Origin of the sequence: Burkholderia ubonensis subsp. mesacidophila, assembly GCF_002097715.1 — a bacterium.
In the GTDB taxonomy this organism is placed as follows: domain Bacteria; phylum Pseudomonadota; class Gammaproteobacteria; order Burkholderiales; family Burkholderiaceae; genus Burkholderia; species Burkholderia mesacidophila.
Genome location: NZ_CP020737.1, coordinates 2873315 through 2887278, shown reverse-complemented (window position 1 = coordinate 2887278; position 13964 = coordinate 2873315). Strand labels below are relative to the sequence as shown.

General features: G+C 67.3%; 8 protein-coding genes and 2 pseudogenes. 3 read left to right on the top strand and 7 right to left on the bottom strand.

The annotated features are described in order from the left end of the window. Positions 1-13 precede the first annotated feature (13 nt). Positions 14-4063, top strand: coding sequence for a translocation/assembly module TamB domain-containing protein (locus B7P44_RS13510; protein ID WP_084904950.1), 4050 nt, complete (start codon positions 14-16; stop codon positions 4061-4063). A 507-nt stretch (positions 4064-4570) separates the two neighbouring features. On the opposite strand, the gene B7P44_RS13505 is transcribed toward B7P44_RS13510, so the two are convergent. The 3 genes and pseudogenes from B7P44_RS13505 to metG (B7P44_RS13495) all read right to left on the bottom strand — a co-directional run. Then, entirely contained in the window at positions 4571-5185 is a 615-nt protein-coding gene (locus B7P44_RS13505) for a peptidoglycan recognition protein family protein (protein WP_088511450.1), read from the bottom strand. 14 nt (positions 5186-5199) lie between these two features. After that, a complete protein-coding gene (locus tag B7P44_RS13500) occupies positions 5200-5682 on the bottom strand; it encodes an Hcp family type VI secretion system effector (protein WP_084904948.1) in 483 nt (160 codons plus the stop codon). A 290-nt stretch (positions 5683-5972) separates the two neighbouring features. After that, a pseudogene (metG, locus tag B7P44_RS13495) lies at positions 5973-6497 on the bottom strand (methionine--tRNA ligase subunit beta); the annotation flags it as partial. Between metG (B7P44_RS13495) and B7P44_RS13490 the strand changes: the two are divergent. Then, positions 6484-6711, top strand: a pseudogene (locus tag B7P44_RS13490) (translocation/assembly module TamB domain-containing protein); the annotation flags it as partial. The pseudogenes metG (B7P44_RS13495) and B7P44_RS13490 overlap by 14 nt on opposite strands. 22 nt (positions 6712-6733) lie before the next feature. On the opposite strand, the gene B7P44_RS13485 reads toward B7P44_RS13490, so the two are convergent. The 4 genes from B7P44_RS13485 to B7P44_RS13465 all read right to left on the bottom strand — a co-directional run bounded on the left by B7P44_RS13485 (position 6734) and on the right by B7P44_RS13465 (position 12493). Further along, on the bottom strand, positions 6734-7867 hold the full coding sequence (locus B7P44_RS13485) for a TRM11 family SAM-dependent methyltransferase (protein WP_084904942.1): 1134 nt from the start codon (positions 7865-7867) through the stop codon (positions 6734-6736). Next, complete coding sequence (locus B7P44_RS13480) at positions 7851-9005, bottom strand: radical SAM protein (protein ID WP_231716623.1); 1155 nt, start codon at positions 9003-9005, stop codon at positions 7851-7853. Before B7P44_RS13480 ends, B7P44_RS13485 begins: the two co-directional genes overlap by 17 nt. A 295-nt stretch (positions 9006-9300) precedes the next feature. Then, positions 9301-11475 carry a methionine--tRNA ligase gene (gene metG / locus B7P44_RS13475; RefSeq protein ID WP_084904940.1) on the bottom strand — a complete coding sequence of 725 codons (2175 nt, stop codon included), beginning with the start codon at positions 11473-11475 and terminating at the stop codon, positions 9301-9303. Between the two features lie 373 nt (positions 11476-11848). Continuing rightward, positions 11849-12493, bottom strand: a complete 645-nt coding sequence (locus B7P44_RS13465) for a YiaD family glycine zipper/OmpA-like lipoprotein (RefSeq protein WP_059537049.1) — start codon at positions 12491-12493, stop codon at positions 11849-11851. Between the two features lie 352 nt (positions 12494-12845). Between B7P44_RS13465 and apbC the strand changes: the two genes are divergently transcribed. Continuing rightward, entirely contained in the window at positions 12846-13937 is a 1092-nt protein-coding gene (gene apbC / locus B7P44_RS13460; RefSeq protein WP_084904937.1) for an iron-sulfur cluster carrier protein ApbC, read from the top strand. The last annotated feature ends 27 nt before the right edge of the window (positions 13938-13964 follow it).

The following is a 13964-nucleotide window of genomic DNA, read 5'->3' as shown; positions in this document are numbered from 1 at the left end:
CATCACACACCGCATGACGAAGGACGCCCACGACACGCCGCCGCCCCACGATCCGGACACGCCCGACGGCCGGCCCGAGGACGCGCCGCGTCCGCCGCGCCTGTCACACGGCGGACGGGCCCTGCGCGGCGTCGCGTGGACGCTCGCCGGCGTCGTGCTGCTGGTCGTGCTGGTGGCGGGGCTCGCGCTCGCCGCGGTCACGACCGAGCGCGGCACCCGGCTCGCGTGGCAGGCGGCGGTGCGCGTGCTCGGCGGGCGGCTGTCGGGCACGCTCGAGGGCGGTGCGCTGGCCACCGGCGTGCGCCTGCGCGCGTTCGCGTGGACGAGCCCGGACGGCGCGGGCACCGAGGTGCGGATCGACCGTCTCGACGGGCGCTGGGCGTTGACCCGCGCGCCGCTGCGCCTGACGGTCGACACGCTGCGCGCCGGCACGATCGACGTGCGGATCGCGCCGGGGCCGTCGACGCCGAGCGTGATGCCGCAGGACCTGCGCCTGCCGCTGCAGCTGCGGATCGTCGACCTGCGCTTCGACCGTCTCGCGATCCACGAGGGCGGCTCGACGACGCAGCTCGACCATCTCGCGCTGAGCGGCCGCAGCGACGGCCGCCACCATGAGCTGGCGCTCGAGCGGCTCGACACGCCGTACGGCGCGCTCACCGCGCGCGCGAAGCTCGACGGCGTGCGGCCGTTCGCGCTGACGGGCGACGCGACCTATGCGGGCAAGCTCGCCGACGAGCCGGTCGATGCGCGCGCGCGCGTCTCGGGCTCGCTCGAAGCGCTCGTCGCCGACGTCAATGCGAGCGGCTTGAAGCTCAACGGGCGCGCGCACGTCGAGGCGGCGCCGTTCGGCGCGGTGCCGCTCACGCGCGCGTCGCTCGCGTTCGATCACGTGAACCCGCAGGCGCTGGCGCCGGGCGCGCCGGCCGCGGACCTCGCGGTGCGCGCCGAGCTCGCGCCCGCGCCGGCCGATCCCGCGCATCCGCACGCGTTCGCGGTGACGGGCCCGGTGTCGATCGTCAACGCGAAGCCGGGCACGCTCGGCGAGCATCTGCTGCCGGTCGTCGATGCGAACGCGACCGTGCGGCTCGACGCGCACGCGCAGCGGATCGACGGCCTCGCGCTGAAGCTGATCCGCGACGGCAGCGTGACGGGCGGCGGCGCGCTCGCGGGCGGCAAGGGCCGTTTCGACCTGAAGGTCGCGAATCTCGACCTCAACGCGTTCGTGGCGGAACTGCGCCCGATGCGGCTCGGCGGGCCGGTCGGCGTGACGCTCGCGAGCGGCGTGCAGACCGTCGAGTTCGACCTGAACGATCCGAAGCTCGCGCTCGGCGCGCGCGCGAAGGTCGCGTTGACGCCGCAGCAGACGGTGCTGACCGATGCGCGCGTGACGGCGGCCAAGGGGCGCATCGACCTGACCGGCGTGTTCCGCCACGACGCGCATTCGAGCTACGACGCGAAGGCGACGCTCGTCAACTTCGATCCGCTGCTGCTCGCCGCGATGAGCGCGTCGCCGGCCGCTGCCGGCAAGGCAGCCGCGAAGGTGGCGAAGGCCGCGCCGGCGAAGCGCGGCGAGACGCGCGTGAACGGCACGCTGACCGCGTCGGGCGCGTTCGCGCCGCAAGTATCGACGAAGGCGACCTTCAAGCTCGGCGACAGCCTGTACGACGGCGTGCCGCTGACCGGCGCGGGCGTCGTGCAGCTCGCCGGCACGCGGATCCTGCCGAGCAGCGCGAACCTGTCGATCGCGGGCAACCGCGTCGACCTGCGCGGCAGCTTCGGCGCGCCCGGCGACCGGCTGCGCTTCGCCGTCGAGGCGCCGCAGCTCGACCGGCTCGGCTTCGGCGTCGCGGGGCTCGTCGAGGCGCAGGGCGACCTGACGGGCAGCTTCGCGCATCCGAACGTGACCGCGACCTACAAGGCCCAGGGCGTCGTGTTCGGCGCGAACCGGATCGGCGCCGCGCAGGGGCGCGCCGACATCCGCGACGGCGCGCACGGCGCGCTGGTGTTCACCGCCGACGCGAGCAACGTGACGCTCGGCTCGCTGCAGCTGAAGGCGCTGCGCGCGAACCTCGACGGCACGCGCGCGAAGCACACGCTCGACGCGTCGGCGGTCGGGATGGCGGGCGGGCGCGTGATCGACCTGACGGTCGCGGCGAACGGCGGTGTCGTGGAAAACCGCGACGGGATGCGCTGGGACGGCACCGTGACGCGCCTCGAGAACCGCGGCACGCCGGCATTCGCGCTGCAGACGCCGCTCGTCGTATCGGCGGGCCCCGGGCGCGTGACGCTCGGCGCGACGAAGCTGACGCTCGAAGGCGCGGCGATCGACCTGAAGACCTTCGTGTTCGACCACGGCCTGCTGCGCTCCGTGGGCACGGTGAGCGGCGCGTCGGTCGCGCGCTTCCTCGAGATTCGCCGGGAACTGACCGGCGAGCGAGCGCCGGTACGGACCGACGTGGTGCTCGACGCCGACTGGGATTTTGCGCTCGGCACTTCCGCGACCGGCTCTCTGCAGGTGAAGCGGCGCAGCGGCGACGTGACCGTCGAGACCGCGCGCGGGATTGCATCGCTCGGGCTCACCGACCTGCAGGCGCGCGCCGCGTTCGGCGCGGGCAACCGGCTGAACGTGACCGTGCAGGCCAAGGCGAACCGGGTCGGCACGCTCGACGCGAGCGTCGCGGTGCCGTTCGCGCCGCGCGACGGCATGCTCGCGGTCGCTGACGACGGCCCGCTGTCGGGCCGCATCGATGCCGACATTCCGTCGCTGAAGGCGACCGGCTACCTGTTCGGGCCGAGCTACCTGCTCGGCGGGCGCGCGGCGCTGAAGCTGACGGTCGCCGGCACGCCGGCGAAGCCGAACGTATCGGGGATGCTGACGGGCGACGACCTGTCCGCGACGCTCGTCGACCAGGGCGTGCAGCTGAAGGACGGCATCGTGCGCATCCGGCTGGCGGAGAACCTCGTCGAATTCCAGCAGGTCGAGTTCCACGGCGGCAACGGCACGCTGCGCGCGATCGGCCGCGTGCGGCTCGACAACGAGGCCCCCGACCTGACCGCGAGCATCGTCGCGGACAAGCTCGAGCTGTTCGCAGCGCCTGACCGCAAGCTGTCGCTGTCGGGCAAGGCGACGGTCGCGAACGAGGGCGCGCACGGCGGGCTCGCGATCGACGGCAAGTTCGTCGTCGACCATGCGCTGTTCGACCTGCCGGAACAGGCGGCGCCGCACCTGTCCGACGACGTGGTGATCGTGCGCCCGGACAGCACGGTGCGCGGCGAGACGCAGACCGGCACCGCGATCGCGAAGTCGCAGCCGGCGACCGACAAGCCCGCGCCGTCGCTCGCACCGCGCGCGAACATCGACATCGGCCTCGGCAACGACTTCCGGTTCAAGGGCCACGGCGCGGATCTCGGGCTGCGCGGCACGATCACCGTGATGAGCGCACCCGGCGTGCCGCTGCGCGCGGTCGGCAACGTGCGCGTGACCGAAGGCTCGACGTATACGTCGTTCGGCCGCAAGCTCGCGATCGAGAACGGCTTCTTCACGTTCAACGGCCCGGTGTCGAACCCGGGCGTCAACATCCTCGCGATGCGGCGCAACCAGGAAGTCGAGGCGGGCGTGCAGGTGACGGGCACGATCCAGTCGCCGACGGTCAAGCTCGTGTCGGAGCCGAACGTGACCGACAACGAGAAGCTGTCGTGGCTGCTGTTCGGCCACGGCACCGACCAGGGCAACAACCTCGGCCAGCAGAACACGATGACGGCCGCGCTCGCGCTGCTCGGCAGCGCGACCGGCAAGCGCGTCGCGCAGACGATCGGCCTCGACGAATTCTCGATCGGCCGCAGCGACGTCGGCCTGACCGATCCGCAAGTCGTGCAGATCTCGAAAGCGATCAACGAGCGCTTCGTGCTCGGCTACGAGCAGGGGCTGCAATCGGCGAGCAACGCGTTCAAGGCGACGATCAACCTGACGCGCTTCTGGTCGGTGTCCGCGTACGGCGGCACGTTCCAGGGCGTCGACCTGAACTACACGCGGCGCTTCGACCGGTGGTTCGGCCAGCGGTGACGGCGGGGGGGAGGCATGACAGAGCGCCGGGGACGACCCCTGGCGTTCTGCACGAGGTGGGCGCCGGGGGCCTCAAGAGCCTGGTTCAGCATTCTTGCTCGTTGCCAAGGCCGTAGTTGCAAGCAAAGGGATCGTGCCACTTATTTTTTTTATATAGCAAGTTGACTGCTCCCCCTCTGGACCAAAACAGTGTGGAAGTTCCTCCTGAATATAGTTGGAATTTGCCAGAGCTGTTGTCGCTGAATGTAATTGTCCCGGTTGTGTAGCAGGGCGAGTAGCGTTCGGTCGTAACTGTATAATTTTCGATAGGATATGCTTTTTCGAAATAATGCCTCACTTGGTTGATCGTTGGTTTAAATTTCTTGCAGCCTTCCGTCAAATTGGAGTCCTGGGTGTCAAGATTTAATCCCGTTTCATCGATCGTCACTTTTCTCACGGTTCTTGCTTGGGTTGTTGTTTGTAGTGTGAGAAAAACAAGTGCGAGCAAGAGTTTGGCTGGTCTCGAATTTACCATTTTGCGGTGGCTGCTTCTGTCGGTGTTTTGTAGGATAGCTGAGGGTGGCGATAAATTTCATGGGATGAAATGTAAAGAGTTTTAGTTAACTCTTTGATTAACCATTGCAGGGATGAATTTTGCTTTTCTGTGACGCTTTCATACACTTTCTCCTTCCTGTTGGTGCCGGGTATGTCTTTGTCGTGTGCCGCTCCAACCATTTCAATGCCGATCGAGTCGTTGTTCGATGGGTATCGATTCGGCCAGTTTTTTTTGTGCTCGTGAATTGATAGCTTTGTATATTTGTGTTTCATTCCAGATGCTATCTTCAATTCTGCGGCGGGGCATTCGTGTGTAATGATGCAGCGGGATTTGAGTTTTCCAACGTGATTGGTTCTTTTGAGTAGTGAAGCTGTTTGATAGATTGTTCCGTCTTTGTCGATTAGGAAGTGCGCGCCATTGGCCCCTTTTTTTCTGTAGCTGTTGAAGATGCTTTCTGCTGTTGGGCTGTCTGTTTGATGAACGACGATTCCGTTAACCTTGATCATTGGGCTTCGTTCAATTTCTGAAAATATCTTGACCTGGATGCGCTCCGCATCGACATGACCTTGTTTTGAAATGAACAGCATGATATGTCCCGTTGTTAGATGGCCTTGTTTGCTTTAATGTCGTAACCCATAGCCACTGTTCCGGCGCCACCACCCTGGGCGTTCTGAATCACATATTCTTGTTTCACACGGGAGAAAGACAATCGAACTTCTTCGCGCGGGACCCTCATGTTGGGGTTGCTAACCGGCTTGACTCCGGTGACGAGCACGTCCTCCATCGTGATCTTCAGGTATTCGAGTGGTTTGCCGCCAGCTTTACGCATCACCAGCACAGCGCTGTCGATAGGCTTGCCTGTCAAGCAATACTGAATCAGATTCGGTGTGGCGCGATCGATATAGTGCTCGAACGTTAGATCGTCAACGGTGCATTTGCCTGCGCCACCACCGCTTCCCATGTGCATATTGGATTGCTGGCTTACCGACCAAGTCCATGTTAGTACCTCAATTTCATTCGAACGACTGCGATCGGTCGATTCGCCCTCGATGCCCGTGAGCTTCAAGAAAATATCCTGCGCCACCTTATTTCTCCTGTCGGATTATTGAGAAATCGAAGGCACCTGTCTGCTGCTCAAAGTGCTCTCGTGTGAAAAATTACTCATCCTGGAGCATTTAATCCATAGGACATGTATTGTTTTGACGGATTGTTGCCGTTGGCATCGGGGCAATCTCGCAGGACGTTGCAAACGGGGCGCAGCGTGCGGTGGATGTCGTTGGCGCTCGCAAGGTCAGCATCGACAACGGCGTGGCGCAGGCGTAAAAAAACGCACGCATCGTGCGGGACTGTCGAGCGAGCGGCGGCGCGCGCCGCTTACTTCACGCGCATGCCGGGCTTCGCGCCGCTGTGCGGCTCGAGGATGTAGAGGCCCGGCTCGGCCTTCTCGTCGGTTGCCGACGCCGGGAGCACCATCTCTTCGGACAGGCCGAACTTCATCTAGCGCGGCGCGAGGTTAGCGACCATCACGGTCAGCTTGCCGACGAGCTGCTCCGACTGGTACGCGGACTTGATCCCGGAGAACATGTTGTGGGTCTTCTCCTCGCCGACGTCGAGCGTCAGCTGCAGCAGCTTGTCCGAGCCTTCGACCGCCTGGCACGCGACGATCTTCGCGATGCGCAGGTCGATCTTTGCGAAATCGTCGATCGAGATGGGCGAGTCGGCGCCGTCCGAGCTGTTCGCGGCGGCGGGCTTCGCGTTCGCCTTTGCGGCCTTCGCGTCGGCTGTCGCGGCTTTCGCGGCCTTCGCGCTGCCGGCCGCGTCCGTCGAGGTGCCCGCGCCGGCCAGCGAATCGCGGTTCGCGGCGAGCAGCGCGTCGATCTGTTTCGGCCGCAGCGACGTCGGCCTGACCGATCCGCAAGTCGTGCAGATCTCGAAAGCGATCAACGAGCGCTTCGTGCTCGGCTACGAGCAGGGGCTGCAATCGGCGAGCAACGCGTTCAAGGCGACGATCAACCTGACGCGCTTCTGGTCGGTGTCCGCGTACGGCGGCACGTTCCAGGGCGTCGACCTGAACTACATGCGGCGCTTCGACCGGTGGTTCGGCCAGCGGTGACGGCGGTGAGTGCGCAACCGGCTCAGCGGTCGTTCGCTCCTGCCGCGCACGCGGCGAATCCTTCCTGCGTGTCGGCGACCGTGACGTCGACCTGCACCAGCCGGCCGCGCGCATCGACCCGCCGCGCGCGGAAGTAGTGACGGTAGCGCAGCGCGGCGGCCGCGACCGGCGGCGTGATCCGCGCATTCCACGATTCCAGCGAGAAGCCGTCGGCTTCCAGCCATTGCAGCAGCCGCGACACGCCCGCATCGTCGGGCGGCACCACGAGGTCGACGTCGTTCAGCGGCGTATCGGTGTCGTCATCGGCATGGCCCGCTTCGGCCGCGAGCCGGCGCGCGAAGCCGCCGAACACCGCGAACGCGAAGCCGTCGCGCGTCAGCGCGGCGACGAGCGCACGGGCGGCGTCGGCATCGCTCGCAAGCGGCGCCTTGCGGCACACGAGCGCGTACTCGTGCGTGCGATCGGTCGCGCCGTCGCCGTGCGGCGCGGGGCCGCCCGCGCGTTCGTAGATCAGCACGCGTTCCTCGTGCAGCACGAAGCGTTCGCCGAGCAGCCGCGCGACATCCCACGCGAGCGGCACGAACCGGCCGCCGAGGCGCAGGTTCTGCGCCATCGCGATGCACCAGCCGCCCGGTTCGAGCAGCGCGTGCACGCCCGCGAACACGTTGCGCATCCGTTCCAGAAACGGCGCGTAATGCGCGACGCCGTACAGCTGCCCGTCGGCCGACTTGCCGGGCAGCTCGTCGCAGCCGAAGTACGGCACGCTCGTCAGGCACAGCGTGAACGGGCCGCCGGCGTCGCGCGCGGCGGTTTGCGTCGCGGCGGTCGACAGGTCGCCCGCGAGCACCGGATGGCGGCTGGCCGTGGCGCCCGCCCGCGCGAGCCGTTCGCGCGCGAACGCCGCACGCTCCGGATCGATCTCGACGCCGAGCGCCGGTGCGCCGCATTGCGCGGCGGCGACGAGCGTCGTGCCGAAGCCGCAAAATGGATCGACGATCCAGCCGCCCGGCGTCGCGTGGCTGCCGATGAACGGCACCATCTGCTCGACCCAGCCGCAATCGCGTGCGGCGAATGAATCCCGCGCACGCAGGTCGGCGGGCAGGGTGGTGTCGGCGGCTTCTTCGGTCAGGCGCAGCCAGCTAGTTGCGGTGGTCATCGTCGCTCCACAGGATGTCGCGCGTCGGCTGCCAGCCCGCGCACAGGTTGCCGTTCGGATGAAATACGAGCTTGTACACGGCGTCGCGCAGTTCGTGCTCGCGCATCGCGCCGTAGTCGGATGCCTCGAACACGACTTCGAACCCGTCGCGGTGCGCCCAGCGCGCGTTCCAGAAGTAGTAGCCGCCCGTCAGCGCGATCGGCTCGCACCGGGAGGCAAACGCGGGGTCGGCGACGCACGCGAGCAGCAGCGCGTCGATCGCGATCCGCGCGTGGTCGACGTAGCGTCGCGTCGCGTTGTGCCGGTACGTGTCGGGCAGCGTGGAGAATTCGCGGAAGATCACGGCGCTCGCGCCGAGCGCGCGTGCGCGGTCCAGATAACGGAGCACGTCGGCCGGCGTTTCGACGCCGCCGCGCTGCACGATGCAGACGAGCTTGACCGGGAAGCGCTCGCGCGCGGCGGCGAACGCCGTCTCGAACGCGGCGTCGCGCATCACGGGCTGGCCGGGGCGAAAGCGCATGATCGACTGGTTCACGTCGTCGCGATCGTGATGGCGCGACCATTCGAGCCACGACAGCCCGAAGTTCGCGAGCGCGGGCAGCAGCGCGTCGCCGTGCTCGACGAGGCCCGCGCCGTTCGTGTACAGCACGCTGCCGCCGACGTCGGGACCGTCGTCGCCGGCCGCGCCGAGGGTCGCGACGAGCGACAGCAGCCAGCCCGGATCGTCGGTGTTCTCGAGCCCGGACAGCGAATACGACAGCGGCACGCCGCGCAGCGCCCGCAGCGCGCGGCCGAGCCTGTCGAAATAGTTCGCGCCGGGGCGCAGGCTCGCGGCCATCGGGCCGGACGCGGTCTCGTCGACGAGCGTTTCCGAGCAGAACCGGCAGCGCGCGGAGCAGGGCTGCGCGGCGGCGTAGGGCGTGAACGTCAGCGGCTGTGCAAAGCGGATCGCGCGCTTCCCGAGCCGGTGCGTGTGCCAGCGGGTGCGGTCGTCGGCGGGCGGCTCGCGCAGCGCGAGCCACGCGAAGCGTTCGGCGAGTGCGCCGAACGCGCGGCTGCGCACGACGAGCGGCGCGACGCCGTTCGCGTCGGCGACCGGCACGAGCGGGATCGTCAGCGGGGAACCGGCGCGGCTCATGCGGGACGACGCGCGCGTCCGGCCGGCAGGGAAGGCATCGGGTGCGTTTTCATTTCGTTGTACTTTGGACGGAGCCCGCCGCCACGGCCCGTGGCGGACCGCTCGCGGCGGTCTTCGGAATCCGGCGGGTTCCGGTGCTGCAGATTGTGTCGGCTTGCGCCGGCGGCTGCCGCGCAAGCCGACATGGTAGCGGAATCCGTCCGCGGTACGCGCCGGGTGGCGACCCATGCGGCACGCGTAAAAAAGCCCCGCACGCATCGTGCGGGGCTGTCGCGCAAGCGGCGGGGCGCGCGGCTTACTTCACGCGCATGCCCGGTTTCGCGCCGCTGTGCGGCTCGAGGATGTAGAGGCCCGGCTCGGCCTTCTCGTCGGTCGCCGACGCCGCGAGCACCATCCCTTCGGACAGGCCGAACTTCATCTTGCGCGGCGCGAGGTTCGCGACCATCACGGTCAGCTTGCCGACGAGCTGCTCCGGCTCGTACGCGGACTTGATCCCGGAGAACACGTTGCGGGTCTTTTCCTCGCCGACGTCGAGCGTCAGCTGCAGCAGCTTGTCCGAGCCTTCGACCGCCTGGCACGCGACGATCTTCGCGATGCGCAGGTCGATCTTCGCGAAATCGTCGATCGAGATGGGCGCGTCGGCATCCGCGCCGTTCGCCGCCGCGGCAGGCTTCGCACTCGCCTTCGCGGCTTTCGCGTCGGCCGTCGCGGCTTTCGCAGCCTTCGCGCTGCCGGCCGCGTCTGCCGTTGCGCCGCCTCCGGCCTGCAGCGAATCGCGGTTCGCGGCGAGCAGCGCATCGATCTGCTTCGCGTCGACGCGGGTCATCAGGTGCTGGTACGCCTTGATCGGCCGTTCCGACGACAGCGGCTTCGCGGCGTCGGCCCACGCGAGCGGCGCGATGCCGAAGAACGCCTCGACCGCTTCCGCGACGTGCGGCATCACCGGCTTCAGCGCGAGCGACAGCAGGCGGAACGCCTCGAGGCTGACGCTGCAGGTCTCGTGCAGCGCGACGGCGTTCGCCGGGTCCTTCGCGAGCTCCCACGGCTTCGCGCCGTCAACGTACGCGTTGACCTCGTCGGCGAGCTCCATCGTCTGGCGCAGCGCGCGGCCGTATTCGCGGGCCTCGTAGTGTGCGGCGATGCCGGGAATCGCGTCGCGCAGCTTCGCGACGAGCGGGTGGTTCATCGCGCTGTCCTGCACGCGGCCGTCGAAGCGCTTGAGCAGGAAGCCCGCGGCGCGGCTCGCGATGTTCACGTATTTGCCGACGAGGTCGCTGTTCACGCGCGCCTGGAAGTCGTCGAGGTTCAGGTCGAGGTCTTCCATCGTCGCGTTCAGCTTCGCGGCGAAGTAGTAGCGCAGCCACTCGGGGTTCAGGCCCGTGTCGATGTAGCTTTGCGCGGTGATGAACGTGCCGCGCGACTTCGACATCTTCGCGCCGTCGACCGTCAGGAAGCCGTGCGCGAACACGTTGGTCGGCGTGCGGTGGCCGGAGAACTCGAGCATCGCGGGCCAGAACAGCGTGTGGAAGTACAGGATGTCCTTGCCGATGAAGTGGTACTGCTCGGCGGTCGAGCCCTTGCGGATCCACGCGTCGAAATCGATCCCGCGTTGGTCGCACAGGTTCTTGAAGCTCGCGTAGTAGCCGACCGGCGCGTCGAGCCACACGTAGAAGTACTTGCCGGGCGCGCCCGGGATCTCGAAGCCGAAGTAGGGCGCGTCGCGCGAGATGTCCCAGTCGGCGAGCTTCGCTTCGCCGGCGTCGCCGAGCCATTCGCGCATCTTGTTGGTCGCTTCCGGCTGCGCGAGGCCGCTCACCCAGTCACGCAGGAACGCTTCGCAGCGCGGATCGGACAGGCGGAAGAAGTAGTGCTTCGACGTCTTGCGCACCGGCGTCGCGCCCGACACCACCGAATACGGGTTCAGCAGCTCGGTCGGCAGGTAGGTCGAGCCGCACACTTCGCAGTTGTCGCCGTACTGGTCCTTCGCGTGGCACTTCGGGCACTCGCCCTTGATGAAGCGGTCCGGCAGGAACATTTCCTTGACGGGATCGTACGCCTGCTCGATCTCGCGCTCGGCGATCAGGCCGTTTTCCTTCAGCGCGAGGTAGATCTGCTCGCTCAGCACGCGGTTCTCGTCCGAATCGGTCGAGTAGAAATTGTCGAACGACACGCCGAAGCTGTCGAAATCGCGCTTGTGCTCGGTCCAGACGCGGTCGATCAGCTGCTTCGGCGTCAGCCCTTCCTTCTCCGCGCGCAGCATGACCGGCGTGCCGTGCGTGTCGTCGGCGCCGATGTAGTAGACCTCATGGCCGTGCATTCGCAGCGTCCGCACCCAGATGTCGGTCTGGATGTACTCGACCAGGTGGCCGATGTGGATCTGGCCGTTGGCGTACGGCAGAGCGGACGTGACGAGAATCTGGCGGCGGCCTTGCGGCGCGGCCTGCACGGAAGTGAGGTCGGATGCGGACATAGGGTCTGTAGAGGAACGGCGGGAAACCACTGGAAACTGCGATTCTAGCAGGGGCGCGGGCTGGACAGGCGGGTGGCCGGCGCAGGCGGCGCGGGCGGGAGGCGGGGGCGCGCAAGCGGTGTGCCCGAGCGCCGGATGCTGCGTTGCAGCACAAATTTCGCCGGCAAAAAAAACCGGGGCGGATACGGCCCCGGAGCAACAACGACAAGAGGAGAATGGTGACGCGCCGGCAACACCAGCCACGTACCGTAAAGAAAGACCACGGGCCGCGACAGAAGTTCGAAATTTTTTTCGATTTGTTACTTGCCCCGCCGGAAGCCTTGTCCGGCGGGGCAGTGCGGGCGGCGCGCCCGCGCATTCCCCGCCTGCGCGCTTACTGCTGCGCAGCGCGCAGGTAGATTTCGACGCGACGGTTCTGCGCGCGGCCGGCTTCGGTCGCGTTGTCGGCGATCGGGTTCGACGCGCCCATGCCTTGCGCCGACAGGCGGCCGCCGGCGACGCCGCGCTGCGTCAGCGCGTTGACGACGCTCTGCGCGCGGTTCTGCGACAGCGTCTGGTTCAGCCCCGCCGAGCCGGTGCTGTCGGTGTAGCCGACGACCGACGCGGTGACCTGCGGGTTCTGGTTCAGCGTCGTCGCGAGATCGTTCAGCAGCGGCGTGAAGGCCGGCGTGATCGCGTACTGGTTCGTCGCGAACGTCACCGAGCTCGGCACGTTCAGCTTCAGCGAGCCGTCCGGCTGCTCGGTCACCTGCGTGCCGGTCTGGGCCGCCGACGGCGCGAGCTTGTTCTTGATCGCCTGCCAGTTGTAACCCGTCACGCCGCCGACCAGTGCACCGACGCCTGCACCGATCGCCGCGCCCTTGCCGCCGCCCGCCAGCGCGCCGATGCCGGCGCCCAGCGCGGCGCCCGCGCCCGTGCCGACGGCCGTGTTGGTGCCTTGCGGCGACGTCGCGCAGCCGGCGAGAACCGCACCGGCCAATACGAAGACGGACAAGCGGGTCGCGATTTTCATGTTCATCTGGGATTCCTCTCTTGGTTGAACGAGTCGACAACGACAACAACAACAGGTATGGCTTCCTGGGCAGGCCCGCCCGGAAAAAGGGGGCGATCCTGCGCGCGCGGCGGCCGCTGCGGCGACCGCATGCCCTGCCCGGCAGCGTGGCTGTTCCGGCAGCGCGACGCGTCAGCCTCTACAATATAGGCGGTACGGGGTCGATTTGGCCCCATAGCGTGCCGCACGCGAAGATTGCGCCGGCTCGCGCGTTCGCGCAATGGCATGCAACAGATTCTTTCACTTTTCCCGATTTTCGCGACGTTATTTGATAATTCTTGACGTTTGAGCGAGAAAAGAACGTTTTCACGGAGTTTCGATGAGTATCGACCGGGCCCTCGTCGACGCCGCGCTCGCGGTTGTCGTTGATCCCAACACCGGCCGCCCGTATGCGGCCAGCAAAGGCGTGCGCAACGTCGCGATCGACGGCGACGTCGTGAGCGTCGACGTGGTGCTCGGCTATCCGGCGAAGAGCCAGCACGACGACGTGCGTGCGCGCGTGAGCGCCGCGCTCAAGGCCGTGCCGGGCGTGCGCGACGTGCGCGTCGCCGTCTCGCAGGACATCGTCGCGCATACCGTGCAGCGCGGCGTCAAACTATTGCCGAACGTGAAGAACATCGTCGCGGTCGCGTCCGGCAAGGGCGGCGTCGGCAAGAGCACGACGGCCGTCAACCTCGCGCTCGCGCTGGCGGCGGAAGGCGCGTCGGTCGGCATCCTCGACGCCGACATCTACGGCCCGTCGCTGCCGACGATGCTCGGCATCCACGGCCAGCGGCCCGAGTCGCCGGACAACCAGTCGATGAACCCGCTCGTCGGCCACGGGCTGCAGGCCAACTCGATCGGCTTCCTGATCGAGGAAGACAACCCGATGGTATGGCGCGGCCCGATGGCGACGTCGGCGCTGGAACAGCTGCTGCGCCAGACCAACTGGCGCGAGCTCGACTACCTGATCGTCGACATGCCGCCGGGCACCGGCGACATCCAGCTGACGCTCGCGCAGCGCGTGCCGGTGACGGGCGCGGTGATCGTCACGACCCCGCAGGACATCGCACTGCTCGACGCGAAGAAGGGCCTGAAGATGTTCGAGAAGGTCGGCATCCCGATCCTCGGCATCGTCGAGAACATGAGCATCCACGTCTGCTCGAACTGCGGCCACGAGGAGCACATCTTCGGCGCGGGCGGCGCGCAGCGGATGTCGAAGGAATACGGCGTGAACGTGCTCGGCAGCCTGCCGCTCGACATCGCGATCCGCGAGCGGGCCGACAGCGGCGCGCCGACGGTCGCGGCCGATCCGGACGGCACGCTCGCGCAGCGCTATTGCGAAATTGCGCGCGGCGTCGCGCTCGCCATTGCCGAGCGCGCGCGCGACATGACGTCGAAGTTTCCGAGCATCGTTGTTCAAAATACGTAAAACCCTTGCGGGGCGGGGCCGGACGCT